Annotated in this window: 17 protein-coding genes; 14 read left to right on the forward strand and 3 right to left on the reverse strand. The window is 54.4% G+C overall.

Going from position 1 to position 18,799, the window contains the following annotated elements; genetic code table 11:
- Window positions 1-114: 114 nt before the first annotated feature.
- From cas6 to G392_RS0110050, 9 genes are all read left to right on the forward strand, one after another.
- Entirely contained in the window at window positions 115-1,047 is a 933-nt protein-coding gene (cas6, locus tag G392_RS0110010; RefSeq protein WP_027010097.1) for a CRISPR system precrRNA processing endoribonuclease RAMP protein Cas6, read from the forward strand.
- 157 nt (window positions 1,048-1,204) lie between these two features.
- The gene (gene csx2 / locus G392_RS0110015) at window positions 1,205-2,371 is read left to right on the forward strand and encodes a TIGR02221 family CRISPR-associated protein (protein ID WP_027010098.1); all 1,167 of its coding nucleotides are present in this window, start codon (window positions 1,205-1,207) and stop codon (window positions 2,369-2,371) included.
- A 368-nt stretch (window positions 2,372-2,739) separates the two neighbouring features.
- Window positions 2,740-3,921, forward strand: a complete 1,182-nt coding sequence (gene cmr1 / locus G392_RS0110020) for a type III-B CRISPR module RAMP protein Cmr1 (RefSeq protein WP_245571962.1) — start codon at window positions 2,740-2,742, stop codon at window positions 3,919-3,921.
- Between the two features lie 3 nt (window positions 3,922-3,924).
- Window positions 3,925-5,832, forward strand: a complete 1,908-nt coding sequence (gene cas10, locus G392_RS0110025; RefSeq protein ID WP_027010100.1) for a type III-B CRISPR-associated protein Cas10/Cmr2 — start codon at window positions 3,925-3,927, stop codon at window positions 5,830-5,832.
- Window positions 5,832-6,986 carry a type III-B CRISPR module-associated Cmr3 family protein gene (locus G392_RS0110030; protein ID WP_027010101.1) on the forward strand — a complete coding sequence of 385 codons (1,155 nt, stop codon included), beginning with the start codon at window positions 5,832-5,834 and terminating at the stop codon, window positions 6,984-6,986. Before cas10 ends, G392_RS0110030 begins: the two co-directional genes overlap by 1 nt.
- 33 nt (window positions 6,987-7,019) lie before the next feature.
- Entirely contained in the window at window positions 7,020-7,919 is a 900-nt protein-coding gene (cmr4, locus tag G392_RS0110035; RefSeq protein ID WP_027010102.1) for a type III-B CRISPR module RAMP protein Cmr4, read from the forward strand.
- Entirely contained in the window at window positions 7,916-8,377 is a 462-nt protein-coding gene (cmr5, locus tag G392_RS0110040; RefSeq protein ID WP_027010103.1) for a type III-B CRISPR module-associated protein Cmr5, read from the forward strand. Before cmr4 ends, cmr5 begins: the two co-directional genes overlap by 4 nt.
- Window positions 8,370-9,608, forward strand: a complete 1,239-nt coding sequence (gene cmr6 / locus G392_RS12775; RefSeq protein WP_051255686.1) for a type III-B CRISPR module RAMP protein Cmr6 — start codon at window positions 8,370-8,372, stop codon at window positions 9,606-9,608. The genes cmr5 and cmr6 overlap by 8 nt, the downstream gene beginning before the upstream one ends.
- 409 nt (window positions 9,609-10,017) lie before the next feature.
- Complete coding sequence (locus G392_RS0110050) at window positions 10,018-11,316, forward strand: adenylosuccinate synthase (RefSeq protein ID WP_027010104.1); 1,299 nt, start codon at window positions 10,018-10,020, stop codon at window positions 11,314-11,316.
- 160 nt (window positions 11,317-11,476) lie between these two features.
- Here the strand turns inward: G392_RS0110050 and galE are convergent, their stop codons facing one another.
- The 3 genes from galE to trmB form a co-directional block, all read right to left on the reverse strand.
- Window positions 11,477-12,490 carry a UDP-glucose 4-epimerase GalE gene (gene galE / locus G392_RS0110055; protein WP_027010105.1) on the reverse strand — a complete coding sequence of 338 codons (1,014 nt, stop codon included), beginning with the start codon at window positions 12,488-12,490 and terminating at the stop codon, window positions 11,477-11,479.
- A gap of 419 nt (window positions 12,491-12,909) precedes the next feature.
- Window positions 12,910-14,217 (reverse strand): murein transglycosylase A, encoded by a 1,308-nt coding sequence (gene mltA / locus G392_RS0110060; protein WP_027010106.1) that lies wholly within the window; start codon window positions 14,215-14,217, stop codon window positions 12,910-12,912.
- A gap of 105 nt (window positions 14,218-14,322) precedes the next feature.
- Entirely contained in the window at window positions 14,323-15,033 is a 711-nt protein-coding gene (trmB, locus tag G392_RS0110065) for a tRNA (guanosine(46)-N7)-methyltransferase TrmB (RefSeq protein WP_027010107.1), read from the reverse strand.
- A gap of 145 nt (window positions 15,034-15,178) precedes the next feature.
- Between trmB and ybeY the strand changes: the two genes are divergently transcribed.
- The 5 genes from ybeY (at window position 15,179) to G392_RS0110095 (ending at window position 18,764) form a co-directional block, all read left to right on the forward strand.
- Window positions 15,179-15,712, forward strand: a complete 534-nt coding sequence (gene ybeY, locus G392_RS0110070) for an rRNA maturation RNase YbeY (RefSeq protein ID WP_027010108.1) — start codon at window positions 15,179-15,181, stop codon at window positions 15,710-15,712.
- Window positions 15,709-16,155, forward strand: coding sequence for a hypothetical protein (locus G392_RS0110075; protein WP_156900904.1), 447 nt, complete (start codon window positions 15,709-15,711; stop codon window positions 16,153-16,155). The genes ybeY and G392_RS0110075 overlap by 4 nt, the downstream gene beginning before the upstream one ends.
- Entirely contained in the window at window positions 16,148-16,990 is an 843-nt protein-coding gene (locus tag G392_RS0110080) for a CorC family transporter (RefSeq protein ID WP_034335121.1), read from the forward strand. Before G392_RS0110075 ends, G392_RS0110080 begins: the two co-directional genes overlap by 8 nt.
- 237 nt (window positions 16,991-17,227) lie before the next feature.
- On the forward strand, window positions 17,228-18,190 hold the full coding sequence (locus G392_RS13790; protein ID WP_156900905.1) for a hypothetical protein: 963 nt from the start codon (window positions 17,228-17,230) through the stop codon (window positions 18,188-18,190).
- Window positions 18,191-18,242: 52 nt separating this feature from the next.
- On the forward strand, window positions 18,243-18,764 hold the full coding sequence (locus G392_RS0110095; protein ID WP_211224369.1) for a hypothetical protein: 522 nt from the start codon (window positions 18,243-18,245) through the stop codon (window positions 18,762-18,764).
- Window positions 18,765-18,799: the final 35 nt, after the last annotated feature.

The following is an 18,799-nucleotide window of genomic DNA, read 5'->3' on the forward strand; positions in this document are numbered from 1 at the left end:
GAGTATACATGCCGGAAACCCCGCCCCGTCATTAGGGGATTAAGACGCCTAATCGGGCGGCTGCGTAATTCAATCGTTTGCCGAAAACCCCGCCCCATCATTAGGGGATAATGAATGAAATTCAATCACTTAAATCTTTCTGATACGCTGCCTTTGGCGCGTTACCGTTATACTTTCCGCCTGCACCGCGCTTGGCGTCCGCCCGTGCCGGCGGGTTCTTGCTTGCGCGGCGTGTTCGGTCATGCACTGCTGGAATTGGCGTGTACCTGCCCGCCCAATCGCGCCGTTCACGCGCCCGATTGCCCCTACCGCAGCCTGTTTGAAGCGCCCGCCGATGCGCGGCTGAACAAAAGCCAGCAGCAAACGCCGCCGCAACCCTATGTTTTGTTTGCCCCCGTCCGCAAGGAAATTTGTCCTGCGGACGGGCTTTTTTCTTTTGAAATCCGCCTGTTCGGACAGGCGCGTTTGTTGCTGCCGATGGTAACGGCGGCGTGGCGGCGGGCGTTTGCCAAAGGCGTGGGCGCGGCGGCGGTTTCAGGTAGCCTGTTTGATTTGGCGGTGTGGCAAAACGGCGTTTGGCAGAGCCTGCCCGTGTCGGGTACGCTGCCGCCGCATCAGCAACGTTTTGTTCTGAAAAACGATTATCCGAAAAACCTGACTTTGGATTTGATAACGCCCCTGCGCGTTGTCCGCAACGGCAAGCCGCTTCGTGCCGCCGCGCTCGACCGCGATGTTTTGTTGCGGCAACTGTTTCGGCGGGTGCGCGGGGTGTCGGCGCTGTATTGGCCGCAGGATTTTGCCGCCGACTATCACGGCTTGATGGGCGATGCCGCCGCCATTCGCAGCGTGCCGCAACTGCATTGGCGTGATTTCAAACGCTATTCCAACCGCCAGCAACGCGCCGTGCCTTTGGGCGGGCTGATGGGGCAATGGCACTTGGAAAACGTGCCGCCGCAATGGGCGGCGTTGTTGGATTTGGGGCAATGGCTGCACATCGGCAAGGAAACCGTGTTCGGCTTGGGGGCGTACCGCATTCGGGCAGCCTGAAAAACGCACCACAAATTTGTGCTTGCTGCCGTTTGGCGCGGCGCGGGGTATGATGCGCGGCATGGACGTTGATTATTTTGATTAATCATCTTGATTTACCCCCCCTATGGCGTATGATTTCGCCGCGCCGTATAGTGATTGTTTTTGGGAGAACGCGATGCACACTTTGATTAGTTTTTTGGGTTTTGCACAAAAAGGTTATGTGGAAACGGAATATGACTTTAACGGTGAAAAATTTAAAACGAAGTTTATCGGCGCCGGTTTGACGCAGATATTGCAGCCGCAGCAATTGCTGCTGGTTGGCACGGCAGGCAGTATGTGGGACGTGCTGTTGCAAGATGTTGCCAATGACAAAGATATTACGGCATTGATGGATGCCGTAGAAAAGAAAGCGGTAACGGAAGCATTGTTGCAGCCCTGCCTACCCAAAATGCGGGAAAAATTCGGCTGCGAAGTCAAGTTCATCATCATTGAATACGCCCGCACCGAAGCCGAGCAAATCAGCCTGCTTCAGCGCATTGCCGATGAGCTGAACGAAAACGACAGCATTTCCATTGATGTAACCCATTCTTTCCGTCATCTGCCGATGCTGGCGCTGGTGGCATCGCGCTTTTTGGGCAAAGTCAAAAACATTGCCACCCGCCATATTTGCTACGGCGCATTGAATATGCCGGACGGCAATCCCGTAATTGAATTGTCGGGCATGTTGAAAATGCTGGATTGGGTGGACGCGCTGGCAGTGTACAACCACAACGGCAGCTACCACGAATTTGCCGGGCTGTTCCGCCGCGAACAGGCAAGCGAAGCTGCGGAATGTTTGGAAAACGCCGCGTTTTATGAAAACACCAACCAAATCCATCAGGCGCGTGGCAAATTGGACAGCTTTCACCATTTGGTTTTGCCTGACAATCCTTTAATCGGACTGTTCAAACCTGAATTGGACAAACGTACGGGGTGGGCAAAGCACAATGATTACGCCCGCCGCCAGTTGGAAAACGCCAAGCTGCATTTGGACAAAGGCGATTATTTGCGGGCAACGGTGTTGGCGTATGAAGCGTGGCTGTCCAAAATGACTTACGCCTATAAAGGCGATATGGCAAATTATCATGACCGCGAGCAGGCAGAAAACCATTTCACGGCAAAAATGTCTGCCGCACAAAAAGCGGATTTCGATTGCTTGAACCATATCCGCAATGCGCTGGCACACGGTACGCAACCGGGACGCAATAACCGGCGCGTTCAGGCAGCCTTAAAAGATTCCGAAACACTCCGCCGCGAATTAAGCGATGCCGTTCGCACGATTGGGCAATGGCAGCCCGACTAATGCATGTCATCAATTGACTGGAAAAGCTCTGCACCGTCATTCCCGTGCAAACGGGAATCCCAGTCGAAGCACAACAAGCTTTGATGCAACATCGCTTGCCAAGCATCGGGCAGTGTATTCCCGCATGTGCGGGAATGACGGCATTTTTTATCCTGCACTGATTTTCAGTGAAAAAGTTCAATTGGCGGCACACCATAATCCGAAAAAAGGAAAAGAATATGGCATTACGAGAAATCACAGAATCCGCACCCGTTTGGGACGAGTGGAAATCAAAAATCCAAGAAAAAACAAAATGGCAGAGTATGCGCTGCCGTTTGGTTACGCCGATGTACGGCGGCGGCACGAAATCCGCCGAGCCGGACACCGCAATGCCCGTCCGTGCGGCGGCGATACGCGGGCAACTGCGTTTTTGGTGGCGTTTGTTGGCGAAATACAAATGGAAATTACAGGAACAGGAACAGGAACAGGAACAGGAAAAAGCCTTGCGCAAAGCGGAATTTGCGCTTTGGGGTGGCATGGACGGCAACGGTCAGGCGGGGTTGGTGTTTTTAAAAGTGTCGGACGTTACTTCCCCAAAAGTTATTTCATATTTTAAGGAATGGCGTAAAAATAAGAGTGAGCGTATTAAACATCAGAACAAAAATGACAAATTATCCGCGTGTTCTTATGTTCTGTTTGCAATGGATAATGTGGATGAAGAGGAAAAGACCAAGTTAATTGACGAAGGTTCGCAATGGACGCTGCAATGGCGTTTTGACGAAACCCGTATTACGGACGAACAAAAACACCAAGTCCACGAAACTTTGCGCTGGTGGGCGAATTTCGGCGGTATCGGCGCACGGACGCGGCGCGGCTGCGGGGCGTTTGAAGCAAGCGAATGCAGCCTTGACGAAATCATCAAGCCCTTGACAGAAAAAGATGTAGAAGCGGCGGGCTGCCGTTTGGTGCGGCAAGCGGATACGTCTTCCAAACCGGTGGAAAGCTGGAAAAAAGCGGTGGCGAAATTGCGTGATTTCCGTCAGGCAGAAGAAATCGGGCGCAATAAGGGAGACAACCCGCCTATTCCGGGACGCAGCCGTTGGCCGGAACCTGATGCCTTGCGCCGCTTGAGCGGGGAATTTAGCAAAGAACCCGGTCATTGGCACGAGCCCGAACATACGGCGGGCAATCTGTTTCCGCGCGGTTTGTTTGGTATGCCGATTATCATCACGTTTAAAGATGCGGGCGACCCCGGCAAAAATATCCAGTTGCTGCCAAAGCCCGACCCGAAATCGCCGGCGAAAGAACGCATGTCCAGCCCCTTGATTATCCGCCCGATGAGAAATGCGGACGGACAGTGGCAGGCGGGCGCATTGCTGCTGCCGTACAAGCACCTGTTGAGCATGAAAGCGGAAGTCAAAGGCGGCGAACTATGCGGCAGCCATACTGTGGACATTTGGCAAAACGGTAAAGATGCCGACATCCGCCCCTTGCGGGAAAACGGCGGCGGCAACCCCGGCGACCCCGGCGACCCCTTATCGGTTTTTTTGAATTTTTTTCAAAAAGGTTAATCCGTGAATCAATATATTTTAATTCTGTCGGTGGGACCTGTGCAGGGCTTTATCGCCGCCGCCCGCCGCAGCCGCGATTTGTGGTGCGGTTCGTGGCTGCTGTCGGAAATCGCCAAAGCCGCCGCCAAACATTTGCAAGATGCGGGCGCGGAAATGATTTTTCCGTCCGTCAGCCATGATGCGGGCTGCCTGAACGAAGGTTCGGACTTTTCGGTGGGCAACAAAATCCAAGTGCGCTGCGAATGCGCCGATGGCGATGCCGTTACCGCGCTGGGCAATGCGGCTGCCGCAGCCGCCAAACGGCGTTTCCGCAACCTTGCCGCCGATGCGCTGAAAAAACTGGGTAAAGACGCCGACAAACTGCGTTCGGAGCTTTGGGCGCAACAGCTTGACGATTATGTGGAAGTGCAATTCGCGTGGGCGCGGGAAAACGGCGATTACCGCGAAGCCTGTCAAAAAGCCGCCCGTCTGCTGGTGGGGCGCAAAGCCACGCGTGATTTTGCGCCCGCGTTTGCCCGCAGTGCCGATGATGAACGGTATATGCTGCCCAAATCCTCTTTGGACGGCGCCCGCGAAACCGTCTTGCTCAAAGAAAAACAAACCACATTGCCCAAAGAAAAACAAATCAGCAGAAGTCTGCGGCAGAAACTGGGCTTGAAATTTTCCGAACAGCTTGATTGCGCGGGTGTGGTCAAACGCATGGGCGGCGACAGCGAACAATTTACCCCGATTACCCGCGTGGCGGCGGACAGTTGGTTGCGCGAATTACCCAAAGATGTGTTGAAAACTTTGCGCGAAGCCTACGAACCTTTGGTGGCAAACGGTTTGGCAACGCGGGTGCGCGGCAATCAAGGCGTGTATCAAGATTTTCCCTATGACGGACAATTTTTATACCGTTCCCGTTTGGACGCTGCCATCGCCAACGCCAAAAAAGGCGAGAAAAGCAGCGATGATGCTGCTGAAAAACAGGATTTTGCAAGCGAGCGGGCAGATTTACAGAGCTTTGAAAAAACCGTCAAAACCGTTTGGGAAACGCACGGCGAACCCTGCCCCTATTGGGTGATGCTGCTGGCGGACGGCGACCGCATGGGCGCGTTGCTGGACAAAGCCGAAACCATGGCGCAACACCAAGAAATCACGGAAAAGCTGTCGGAATTTGCCGGCAGCGTGCCGGAAACCTTGCGCGAACATCACGGGCATTGCATTTACGCGGGCGGCGATGACGTGCTGGGTTTGCTGTCTTTGCGCGATGCGGTGAAATGCGCCGAAGTGTTGAAAGATGCGTTTGCTGAAAAACTGGCGGGCGTGGCAGAAAATTTGGGCGTGGCAGCAGACAAATCTCCGTCTTTATCGGTGGGCTTGGCAATCTGCCATATTCAAACGCCTTTGGGCAACGTCCGCGCCCTTGCCAAACGCGCCGAAAAAACCGCCAAAGGCGATGATTGCGCCGAAAATGTGCAACGCAACGCTTTGGGCATCACGCTGGCGGTGCGTTCCGGCAGCACGCTGGATTGGCGGGCGCGTTGGGACGACCAAGATGCGTCGTTGGACGCTATCACGCGGTGGGTGGAAGATTACGGCAAGGGCATTTTGAGCAGCCGCATTGCCTACGATTGCCGCCAGATTTTTATCCACACCGATTTTCCCATGCTTTCAGACAGCCCGCCAAGCGATGCGGATTTGAAAAAAAACAATGAGGATTTGAAAAAAATCCGTGCCGCCGAATTCAAACGGATGTTGGAAAAAGCCCGTTCTCCGAACGGCGGCGAGCTGGATGCGGGTTTAAAAGAACGTTTGCTGCAACGCTTTGAACAGGTGAACGATTTGCAGAAAATGGCCACCGAACTGATTGTGGCACGCTGGCTGAGCGCCAAAACGCAGCGCGATTTGGCTTGGAAAGGGGACGAATAATGCGGAATTATTGGATTGATGCCTTGTCGCCGTTGGTGTTTCGGAGCGGCAAGCCGTTTGGGGCGCAGTCGGACACGCACGATATTGCCTTTCCCCTGCCGTCTGCGGCAGCGGGCTTGGTGCGTACCTGCGTGATGCGGCAAAACGGTTGGCACGATTTGAGCAACGAACAATCGGCGCAATTGAACCGCATCGCCGCGCACGGTTTGTTTTTGGCGCGGCAACGGGCAGACGGCGAAACCGTTTTGCTGCTGCCCAAGCCCGCAGACGCGCTCTACCTGCGCCACCCCGACACGCAGGAAACCTTGTTGGTGCGCCTGTCGCCACGCGCGGCGGACGCGGATTGCGGCAGCGATTTGCCCGCAGGACTGCTGCCCGTGCGCATGTCTGCCGAACACGAACATTTGAACGGCAAACCGCAAAGCGGCGCAAAGTATTGGTGTGCGGAAGATTTTGCCAAATGGCAAAACGGCGCAGCCTTGAGTTTTGACACCGTGAAACAAAACGGTGCCAACGATTTGCCCACCGAAACGCGCACGCACACGGCGGTGGACGCGCAAAGCGGCGCGGCAAAAGACGCGCAGTTGTTCCAAACCACCGCCTACGATTTTTCCCCTGCTGCAAAAAAACGGCAAGAGGGCGGCGGCTGGCAGCCGCACCGTTATGGTTTTGTGATTCGCACGGAACAGGATTTGGCGGAAGGTTTGGTGTGCTTTGGCGGCGAGGGGCGTTTGTCGCGCCTGCACGCTTTGGCGCAAGATGCGGGCGCGGCGTTTGCCGCACCGTCTGATGCGGCGGGTGTGCGCCTGACTTTGCTCACACCTGCGATTTTCAAAAACGGCTGGCTGCCCGGTTGGTTGGACGAAAAAACTTTGTGCGGCACGTTTCCGCACACCGATGTGCGCGTCAAGCTCCGCGCCGCCGCTTTGGAACGCTGGCAGCCGGTGTCGGGCTGGGATTTGCACCGGCACCAACCCAAAGCCATGCGCAAAGCTGTGCCTGCCGGTTCGGTGTATTGGCTGGAATGCGAAACGGGCGGGGCGGCGGCGTTGGCAGATGCGGCCGGCAAAGCCCTGTCCGACCACCCGCAAGACCGTTTGGACGGTTTCGGCATCGCCGCCCTTGCCGCATGGACGCCGCCGCAGGCTGCCTGAAAATATTTCCGATTTGTTTCAAAGGACAAAAACATGAACACCCGCATTTTTCATTTGCAAGCCCTTTCCGCCCTGCACATCGGCACCGGTCAGGGTGTCGGCACGGTGGATTTGCCGATTGCCCGTTCCCGCGCCACCAACCTGCCCCTGATTCCGGGTTCCGCACTCAAAGGCGTGTTGCGCGATGAAGCCAAAAAACAATGGGGTTTGAAAGACGACATCAACGTCCTGTTCGGCGCGGAAAGCCAGCAGGAAAACCCGCACGCAGGCGCAATCGCATTCGGCGATGCCCATTTGCTGCTGCTGCCCGTGCGTTCCTTTGCCGGAACGGTGGCGTATGCCACTTGCCCTTTTGTGCTGCGCCGTTATGCCCGCGACACCGCCGCCAAGCACGCCGTTCCCGATACCGAAGCCGAAGCACTATTGTGCAAAAACAGTAAATTAAAAGTGAGCGGCGAAAAAATCGCACTGGAAGATTTGGATTTGCAAGCCAAGGAATGCGATGAAATGAACGCGTGGGGCGACACCCTTGCCGCGCAACTCTATCCCGACACCTGCGAAGATGCCGAAGCATGGCGCGAACAACTGAAACAACGCTTGGTGTTGCTACCCGACAATGTATTTTCCTTTTTGGCAGACACCGCCACCGAAATCCGCATGCGTATCCGCATTAACCGCGAAACCCGCATGGTAGATAAAGAAAGAGGCGCATTGTGGTCGGAAGAAAACCTGCCCGCCGAAAGCGTGCTGTGGGGCGTGATGGGCATCGGCAACGCCCGCGACAAAAGCAAACAAAAACAAAGTGCTGCCGGCTTGTCCGCCAAAATCCCTGCGGGCGAAACCGCCATTCAAATCGGCGGCAAACACACGGTGGGGCGCGGCTTGTGCCGTCTGCTGATTGCGGCTGACACCCAAGCGGGAGAACAAGCATGAGCCGCATCCGTTCGCAACAATACGCTTTAACAGCCTATGATTTGGTTAAAAATGTCAAAATTGAAAAAGAACAGGGAAAAAAAGAATTGGCGGAAGGCTACCGTACCTTGGCGTTGAACTTTCCCAATATGATATTGCAATCGGGCTTGTGTCAGGCAGTGGGTTTTTTGCTGGCAAAGGGCACGGAAGATGACGAAAATGGTAAAAAATCCGAGAAAAATGCACATTTTGTTTTATTGTTAAAGCATTTAACCAAATTGCTGAACGATAATGACGAGACTGATGCTTTATTGCTGAACGATAATGACAAGACTGACGCTTTCCATAAACACATTTTAGAATGTGATTTGGACAAATACCAACTGCTCACCCGCAACACTTTGGAAGCCGCTTCATGGCTGAAGCGTTACACCCAAGCCCTGTTGCCAAAAGATAATGATGGGGACAAACATGTGTGAATTGATGCGCGAAAGTTTGCGCGAATTGACAAAATCCTGCCGCGATGCCCATGCGGGCTTGCTGTTGCAGCGCGGTTTGCAGGAACGGGAAAACAAACAACAGAGAAAGGTAAAGCAAGAGGAAAACCAGAAGCTCGCAAAAGAAAAATTGCTGGATAGGGTAGCGAGCGTATCGCCGTCCGAAGTGTACAAGCTGGCGTTCAATCGCTGGGTACGCGCCACCGCCGATGAAAACCGTTTTACCTTTTTATGTGCCGAAATTGTCGGGCGGCTGTACATCGGGCTGAACAGCGCGGGCGCATTGGAAACCGGCATTTGCACGCAACACAGCTACGGCATGCCGTTTTTGCCGGGTTCAAGCGTCAAAGGAGCGGTGCGTCATTACGCCGAAAATGTCGGGCTGCCTGAAAACATTTGCAAGGTTTTGTTTGGCGGTGATGACGGCGACGACGGCGTTGCCGGTGCGCTGGTGTGGCACGATGCGTGGTGGATTCCCGTGCCGTCCGAAAAACCGTTTGTCGGCGAAGTGGTTACTGTGCATCATCAAGACTACTATCGGGGTAAAGACGGCAAAACCGAAGCCGATGAAATGGAAAGCCCCGTGCCGAACCAGCAAATCGCCACGCAAGGCAGCTTTTATTTTGTGGTGGAAGCGGGTGAGGGTGCAACGGCGTGGGCGGAATTTGCGCGGCAACTGCTGGGCGAAATGTTGGCGCAGCAAGGCATGGGCGCGAAAACGGCTTCGGGCTACGGCTATTTTGCGAAGAAGAATTGTGCGTATGTGCAGAGAATCCGTATGCCGGTAGCGGAAATACACCGTCAAAAGCGCGAACAGCAAGACAAAGCGCGCGAACAGGCTGCTCGGGCATCATTGTCCGCAGAAGAGCGCACGGCACTGGAGCGCACCGAATTGGAAGCGGAATGGCAACAATGGCAAAACAGCTTGTTTGGCAAAGAACGGGAAATTCTCTCGGCTGAACGTCATCAAGCTGATTTTGATGCGTTCATTGCTATGTTGAATCGGGTATGTACGGTTTTCACCTTGCCGGAAACACAGCAATGTGCTGCGGACTTTTCCCTGACAAAGCTGGAAAAACGGCAACCGCATTGGTTGAACAATGCCCGCAAAACACAACTTCGTGCCGTTTTATCCCGGCTTCGCGGCGAAGCGGCGCAACAGGCAGAAGCGGCGCCCAAGTCCGACAAAAAATCGCGCAAGAAAAAGAAATAAGAAATAAGCCTTTTTATCGTTTTTCTGCCGCATAAAAAGCAAGGCACATTGACCATATGTACCAATCGTCATCAAGCGTGTCGGGTTCATCTTGTTTCTTTTCGGTTTGAAACCCCGCCGTTCACGGCGGTAAAATGGGGTGGGGTGTAAGCCCGTCCGAATCAGAGCAAGGCATAGGGCTGTGCTTTATGTGTAGCCCTGTGAGTTGAAACATGACGACACGCTTGAAATATCCCGCACCGCGTTTGTCGTGATGCCCCCACAATGCAAACGTATTGCGGGCTTGTGTTTTCCGATACCTTGTGTCAAACCGTACAGGCAATTTCTGCGGCTCGGGCAGCCTGAAACGCGGCATATCCTGTTACAATAAAGCCCATTTCCCAACCTGATTTTTGAAGGCAACAACCCTATGGCACAAAACATCGTGGTCATCGGCTCGCAATGGGGCGATGAAGGCAAAGGCAAAATCGTTGATTGGCTCGCCGAGCAAACCGGCGGCGTGGTGCGTTTCCAAGGCGGACACAACGCCGGACACACGCTGGTGGTGGGCGGCAAAAAAACCGTTTTGCGCCTGATTCCGAGCGGCATTCTGCACGAAAACCTCACCTGCTACATCGGTTCGGGCGTGGTGGTTTCCCCCGAAGCCCTGCTCGGCGAAATTGACGAGCTGGTCGCCGCCGGCGTGAAAAACGTGGAACAACGCCTGAAAATCGCCCCCACCTGCCCGCTTATCCTGCCCTACCACATCGCCCTTGACCAAGCCCGCGAAGCCTCGCGCGGCGCAGGCAAAATCGGCACCACTGGTCGCGGCATCGGCCCCGCCTACGAAGACAAAGTGGCGCGGCGTTCCGTGCGCGCGGGCGACTTGGCGGATTTGGACAAAGTGGCGGAAAAAGTCAAAACCAACCTTGCCCTGTACAATGTCCAGCTCAAACATTTGCACGGCGCACAAACCGTTGATTTTGATGAGGTGATGGACAAAATCCGCAGCTTCCGCGACCGCGTTTTGCCGATGCTGCACGATGTCGCCAACACGCTTTACGAAAAAAACCGCAAGGGCGAAAAACTGCTGTTTGAAGGCGCACAAGGCACCTTGCTGGACATTGATTACGGCACTTATCCCTTTGTTACTTCATCAAATTGTTTGGCGGGCGCGGCATCGGCGGGCGCGGGCGTGCCGCCGCAGATGCTGAATTATGTTTTGGGCATCGTCAAAGCCTACACCACGCGCGTGGGTTCGGGGCCGTTCCCGACCGAATTGTTTGACGACATCGGCGCTGGCTTGGCGGAACGCGGTCATGAGTTCGGCTCGGTAACGGGACGGGCGCGGCGTTGCGGCTGGTTTGACGCGGCGGCGTTGAAACGTTCCATTCAAATCAACGGCATCACCGGCATGTGCATCACCAAATTGGACGTGATGGACGGCATGGACGAAGTGAAAATCTGCACGGGCTACACGCTGGCGGACGGTTCGCACAGTGACATTCTGCCTTTCGGCGCGGACGCGGTGGCGGGCTGTACGCCCGTTTACGAAACGATGGCGGGCTGGAAAGAGCCGACTTTCGGCGTGAAAAGCTACGACAAGCTGCCTGAAAACGCCAAGCGTTATTTGAAGCGGATTGAGGAAGTGTGCGGTGCGCCGGTTGCGATGGTGTCCACCGGCCCCGACCGCGAAGAAACGATTGTGATTCAGCATCCGTTTGCTTAGGGCGCGTCATCATTTAAATTTTTCTACTGAAAATCAGTGAAATATAAAAAAATTCCGTCATGCCCGCCGGCGCAGGAATGACGGTGCAATTGATGACACGCCCCAAACGGCATATCGGCAAAAACCGTCTGCCCCGAAATCAGGCAGACGGTTTTTGCCGTCAATCATAACCGTTCGGATTGGCGCTTTGCCAACGCCACGCATCGCGCATCATCTCGTCCAAACCGCGCTGTGCCGTCCAGCCGATTTCGGCGGCGGCTTTGGCGGGGTCGGCATAGCACGCGGCAATGTCGCCCGCACGGCGCGGTTTGAGCGCGTACGGCACACGTTGTCCCGACGCCGCTTCAAATGCCCGCACAATCTCCAACACCGAATAACCGCGCCCCGTGCCCAAATTGTACACATGCACCCCCGCTTGTGCGCCTTTCGCTTCCCAAGCGCAAACGTGTCCGCGCGCCAAATCCGCCACATGAATGTAATCGCGCACGCCCGTGCCGTCCGGCGTGGGATAGTCGCTGCCGAACACCGACAATTGCGCCAATTTCCCCGCCGCCACTTGGCAAACGTAGGGCAACAGATTGTTTGGAATGCCGTTGGGCATTTCGCCGATGCGTCCGCTTTCGTGTGCGCCCACAGGGTTGAAATAGCGCAACAAAATCACCCGCCAACGCGCATCGGCCGCCGCCAAATCGCTCATGATGCGCTCAACCGTGTGTTTGGAGGTGCCGTAGGGATTGGTGGTTGCGCCGGTGGGGGCGGATTCGTCAATCGGCACGCGCTGCGGGTCGCCGTACACGGTGGCGGACGAGCTGAACACGATGCCGTACACGCCCGCTTTTTGCATTTCTTCCAGCAAAATCAGGCTGCCGCCCACATTGTTGTCGTAGTATTCGAGCGGCTTTTGCACGCTCTCGCCCACCGCTTTGAGCGCGGCAAAATGCATTACGCCATCGATGGCGTGTTCGGCAAACACGCGCCGCAACAAAGCACGGTCGCGGATGTCGCCCTGATAAAACACGGGCGCGCGCCCGCAAATCTCCGCCAAACGGTTCACCACTTTGGGCGATGAGTTGGACAAATTGTCCACAATAATGGGGGTATGCCCCGCCGCCGTCAGCGCCACAACGGTATGTGCGCCGATAAAGCCCGTTCCGCCCGTTACCAAGATGTTCATCAAAATTCCTTTTCGGTTTGAAACCCCGCCGTTTACGGCGGTAAAATATGGTTGATAAAAATAAAAACGAGACAAGGGCGTTGGCAACGCCGTATCGTTGCGGTTTTAATCAACTATAAATTCCGTTCGGGCGGGGCGTAAGCCCGTCCGAATCAGGGCAAGGCATGGGGCTGCGCTTTGTGTCCGGCCCTGTGCGTTGAAATAATTAATCGGCTTTTCGCCAAGCTGCGTAATCAATTGGTTGCAAAACCGTTTCACCGTCATTCCCGCGCCGGCGGGAATCCGACAACCAAGTCAAACCAACCTTGAAAAAACATTGCTTACTGGTCATCGAAAAGTGGATTCCCGCATTCGCGGGAATGACGGGACTTTTTATATTGCAATGATTTTCAGTGGGAAAATTTAGATGATGGCACGCGCTAACGCGGTACCACGCCGTTGGGCAGGAGCTGCCACACATAGCCCGGGTATTTCATTTTCCCTGCCGTTTGCCCTGCCGCATCGCCAAAGCCCCAAAAATAGTCCACACGCACCGCGCCTTTAATCGCGCCGCCGGTGTCTTGGGCGACAATCAGGCGGTTCAAGCCGGCGCGGCTGTCGGGGTGGGTGGTGGCGACAAAAAGCGGTGCGCCCAAAGTGATGAACTGTCTGTCCACCGCCGCCGAAAAGCCGCCGCTCAAAGGCACGCCCAATGCGCCGATGGGACCTTCGTGGGGTGCGCCGTCAAGCGGGCGGAAAAACACGTAGCTGGGGTTTTGCCCCAACACTTCCGCCAAACGCTGCGGATTGGCGGCAAGCCACGCTTTGATGTTTTGCATGGAGGTTTGTGCAAGCGGCAGGTAGCCGCGTTGTGCCATGTATTTGCCGATGGAAACGTAGGAATGGGCGTTTTTGTCGGCATAGCCCAGCCGGATAAAACGCCCGTCCGGTGTGCGCACGCGCCCCGAGCCTTGAATGTGCAGGAAAAACAGTTCCACAGGGTCATCGGCATACGCCAAAATCGGGGCGCGGCCGTCCAGTGCGCCGCCGTTGATTTGGTGGCGGGTGTAATACGGCACAAAGCGGTTGCCTTCAAAACGCCCTTTCAGATGGGTGCTGTTGGTTACGGGCGAGAATTGCGACAAATCCGCCACATATGCGCCGTTCGGCACAATCGCGCCGCTATTGGGCGCGGTGGGGTTGATGCGGACGGTGGCGCGGCTGCCTTTCAAATGCGCGGGCAAAGGCACGGACACAAAATCGGCGGGTATGCCGTAAATCGGGAAACGCGAACGCGCACTCGGGCGCACGTCGCCGTTGAGCACGGGTTCGTAGTAGCCGGTAAACAAGCCCTGCGTCTGTCCGTTCTGGCTCACCTGCCACGGCGTGAAATAACGCTCGAAAAAGGCTTTGGCGGCGCGGTGGTCGGACGGCGTGGCGGCGGCTTGTCGGCACACGCCCTGCCATTCGGGATGATTGTGCAATTTGGTGCAGCTTTTGCGGAAGGCGTCCAAAGGCGCGGCAAACGGCTGGTTGTGCCATTCGGGCAAATCGTGATAGGAAACCACGCGGTAGGCGGCGCCGCCCGTGCCGTGGCGCACGTGTCCGAGCGGTGCGGTTTGCCCGACTGGCGGCTCGACATGTCCGCCGCCCGTTTGCGGACGGCTCGCGCCCCCGCCCCAAAAACAGCCCGCCAACAGCGCGGCAGACCCGCCCAATAAGGCATAACGCCCGACTTTTTTTGCCAATTTGTTCATCAAAATGCCTTTTCGGTTTGAAACCCCGCCGTTTGCGGCGGTAAAATCTTTTTTTATTCGGGCGGGGCGCAAGCCCGTCCGAATCAGGGCTGTGCTTTATGTGCAGCCCTGTGCGTTGAAACATTTTTTGATAAAGATAATGTCCCACACGCCGTGTCCGAGCCGTTTGCCGCGTGCTTCAAACTTGGTTTCGGGGCGGTAGGCGGGCGTGGCGGCGAAACCGTCCGCCGTGTTTGCCAATTCGGGAAAACCGTTCAATACTTCCAGCATTTGCACGGCGTATTCTTCCCAATCGGTCGCCAAATGGATGTAGCCGCCGCTTTGCAGCTTGGGCAGCAGCTTGGCGACAAACGGGGCTTGAATCAGACGGCGTTTGTGGTGGCGTTTTTTGTGCCAAGGGTCGGGGAAAAAAATATGAATGCCGTGCAAACTGCCGTCCGCCAGCATATTTTCCACCACGTCCACCGCATCGTGGCGCATGATTTTGACGTTTTCCAGCCCTTGTTCGGCAAGCAGTTTGCACAAATTGCCCACGCCGGGCCCGTGTACGTCAATCGCCAAAAAATCGCTTTCAGGCAGCCTGCGCGCGATTTCGGTGGTGGCCGCGCCCATGCCGAAACCGATTTCCAGCACTTTCGGCGCGTTGCGTCCGAATACGGCATTCAAATCAATGATTTCGGCACGGTAATCCACGCCGAAACGCGCCCAATATTCGTCAATGGCGCGTTGTTGGGCGGCGGTCATGTGTCCCTGCCGCAATACGAAAGAGCGGATACTGCGCGGCGGCGTGTCGGAAGATGCGTTCATATTTCAACTCACAGAGGCTGCACATAAAGCAACATAGCCCCATGCTTTGCCCTGAATAAAAAAAGGGAAAATGGCGGCGATTATAGACGATTGCCCGAATATTTGTAACAATCATGCCCGTTTTCCCCGTTCAGGCAGCCTGAAAATGTTCCGCCGACCCCTCCCCAAACGTAACCGCGATTTTCCCTTTTTGCGTGTGCAACGCCAACGCTTTACCCTGCATTTTGCCAACGAAAGCGGCATCGCCGCGCCGTGTGAAGCCGACTTTTACCGTTGGCTGTGGCAGGCGGTGAAAACCCGCTACCGCCGCGCCGAACTGACTTTGATGCTGTTTGACGAAGCTGCCGCCCGCGCCTGCAACCGCGATTATCGCGGCAAAGACTACGCCACCAACGTGTTGAGTTTTGAAGTGGCGCGGGAAAGCTGGTTTGACGACATGGACGGCGGCGAAATCCTGCGCGGCGATTTGGTGATGTGTCCGCAAGTCGTCTTGCGCGAAGCCGCCGAACAGGGCAAAACCGCCGAAGCCCATTTCGCCCACCTTGCCGTACACGGCGCACTGCACCTGATGGGACACGACCATGTGCAAGACGATGAAGCCGAAGCGATGGAAGCTTTGGAAATCCAAATCTTGGCGCAAATGGGCTATGCCAATCCCTACCAAAGCGAAGCCGTATGACCAAGCCGAACAAAACACGGACGGCAAGCCGAATCTTGGCACGCGCCGCATTCTGGCTGTGGCTGTTTTCGATGATACCGCCCCATTACGAAGGAGCGTGGGGTTGGCTGTGTCATCTGGTGATGCCCGTACTGTTGTGGGCTTGGGCGTGGAATGACCCCGCCCTGCTGCTTCCTTATGCCAACGTTTTCGCACTGCCCTTGATGACATGGCTTGGCACAGGCAAACCGTTTGCCAAAATCAAAGCCGTCATCGCCTGCTATTTTGCATCCATCTGCCTGTTGTTTCTGATTGCCTTTATCTATAGGGAAAACCTGCTTCCCCACCTGCAATTCGGTGCTTGGATATGGGCAGCTTCCCTCCTGCTGCTCGGCATCGCCGCCATCTGCAAACTGCTTGAACCCGTTCCCGATAGACCCGATACCCAACCGCAACATGATTAAAACCTGCTTCCAAGCCCTGAAAAACCTGTTTTCAGGCAGCCGCGCCCCGCAAACCGCCGCCGAACTTTCCGCCCTGCTGCGCCAAAATCCCGCCCTGTGCGACAGCGATACCCTGCAACGCATTGAATCGCTGCTGGCTTTTCAGCAGCTTGCCGTGCGCGATGCCATGATGACCCGCGCCCAAATGAACGTGGTCAAAAGCACCGACAGCCTTGAGCGCATCATCGCCTACGTTGCCGAAACCGCCCATTCGCGCTTCCCCGTGATTGGCGAGGACAAAGACCAAATTCTCGGCATTCTCCACGCCAAAGACCTGCTCAAATTCACCACCAACCCCGAAGCCTTCCGCTTGGACGGCGTGTTGCGCCCCGCCGTGTTTGTTCCGGAGGGCAAATCCTTGACGGGATTGCTGAAAGATTTTCAGGCGCAGCGCAATCACATGGCGGTGGTGGTGGACGAATACGGCGGCGTTTCCGGCTTGGTAACCTTTGAAGACGTGATTGAACAAATTGTCGGCAAAATTGAAGACGAGTTTGACGAAGACGACAGTGCCGACCATATTTTCCCCGTGTCGTCCGAGCGTTGGCGCATTCACGCCGCCACCGAAATCGCCGATATCAACGCCTTTTTCGGCACGGCATTCAGCAACGAAGAAGCCGACACCATCGGCGGGCTGGTGATTCAGCAGCTCGGACGTTTGCCCGTACGCGGCGACAAAGTGCAGCTCGGCGGTTTGCTGTTTACCGTTGCCCGCGCCGACAACCGCCGTCTGCACACGCTGATGGCGGTGCGCGTGAAAGACGATGACGGCAACGGACACGATTCAAGTAATTGAATATTAATATTCATTACAACAAATAATATGAAACAACAGGAAATTTAGCCAAATTTACAGCAAACTACATTGACGTTTGCACGCTGCAAAACCATAATTGCTACTTCCAACAACAAGCCAACCTTAACCACAGGAGTACATGATTATGGCTAAAAATACAGAGGCAAGCTGAAAGAAATCTATGGCGGACGCTCAGCTGCCGGACGGGACAAGCTGCCCCTTTCCGTTTTGCAGGGCATGACCCCGAAACAGCACTGCGAAAACCTGATTGCCAAACGCGGCGGCGGACGCTTTGCGCGGGTATCGGATTCGGAAGACGTTTGCTACCTGCCTTCATGCAACTATTTCAATTGCAATCCCGAAGGTGCGGAATACAGCTATTACTACGAAACCCACGACACGCCGCCGAAAATCGAATTGACTTCGGAAACCGTGTTTACCCTGCCCGCCAACCGCGCCCGTACCACCATCGGCGTAGGAGAAGCAGTCATCGTGTCTGCCAATATTGATGTAACGTGGCAGGTATCGTCAAATTTGGTAACGGTGGGCAAACAAGACAGCCAAAAAATCCTGATTACCGCTTTGGACAAAACGGGCAGCGTAACCGTAACCGCCAAAACCGAACATGATACCAAAAGCATGACATTTTCCATTATTGCCCCCAGTGGAGTGTCTTACAGCCAAAGTTTTTATCCAAATTCACAAGAGCCAATGGTATATCATCCCAAAGATTTAGCGGTATCTGTTGTAGGGTTGAGCGTTACTTTATTGCCTACTACTGTTAATTTTGACAACTTAACAGTTCGTGAACTCGATGCTGCAAGCAAGGATTCGGGAATCTTTAAAACAGGCGATATTCATTGTCATAGCCGTTCAGCACCTGTCAATGGGAAATGTGTTACCCATACACCACATGATGTTAATACCATCGGTAATAAACATAATTTGGTTGGTGAATATGATAGGGTGGGCGGTGGAGAAAATGATACCCAACGATTAAACAATCTGCCCCATAGCAGTTCCATGATTGTCAATATTCCCATTCAATGGAAATTAAATGAATCAAATATTTGGAATAATTTGCAGACTGTTAAGCAATCAATTTTTTTATATAAAAATGGCAGCATGACTATTTCCAAAGGAAACTTCTCACGCAATTTCAATAAGGGCGACTCTTTCGAGAACGATAGTTTCTTGTAATTAATATCAACTTCAGGACATAGCCGTTGCAAAACGGCTATGAAATAATATTATGAGAAAACAATTAATATTCATTCCGATAGTATGTTTGATTCACACCGTGCATGCCGAAGTGATTCGGATTTCTGAAATCCATTACACACCCAAATGCGGTGCTTTACCCTTAAACCCGACACAATACGCGGCACGCGATGCGTTTTCCATACGCATGTTGCATTTGCTGCAAGATTTGGATTGGGCAATACCCCCCGATTGGCAGCCAAGCGACATGCTTCAAACTGTCAATCATCCGCACCACGTGCAATCCTGCGAACAGTTTTTGCAAGAAACCGAATATTTTTTGCGGCAGTGGGCAGCAAAAAACCAAGCTGTGAATGATTTGGCGGTACGACAACAAGAAAATTTGGTTTTATTGGGTCATATTATCCGTTTATGGCAACAGATGTATCAGCGCAATTTCACAAGGCAAAAGTATTTTGGTGCGAAAAAAGTGTTTCCCGTTATCATTGAGCAGCATTTGAGCAAGCAATCGCCCGTTTATCCGATTTTAACAAGGTATTTTGAGTTTTATTGATTGCGTAAATCGTAGATAAAGGTGCTTTGAGTCAT

This window comes from Conchiformibius kuhniae DSM 17694, assembly GCF_000428785.1.
In the GTDB taxonomy this organism is placed as follows: Bacteria; Pseudomonadota; Gammaproteobacteria; order Burkholderiales; family Neisseriaceae; genus Conchiformibius; species Conchiformibius kuhniae.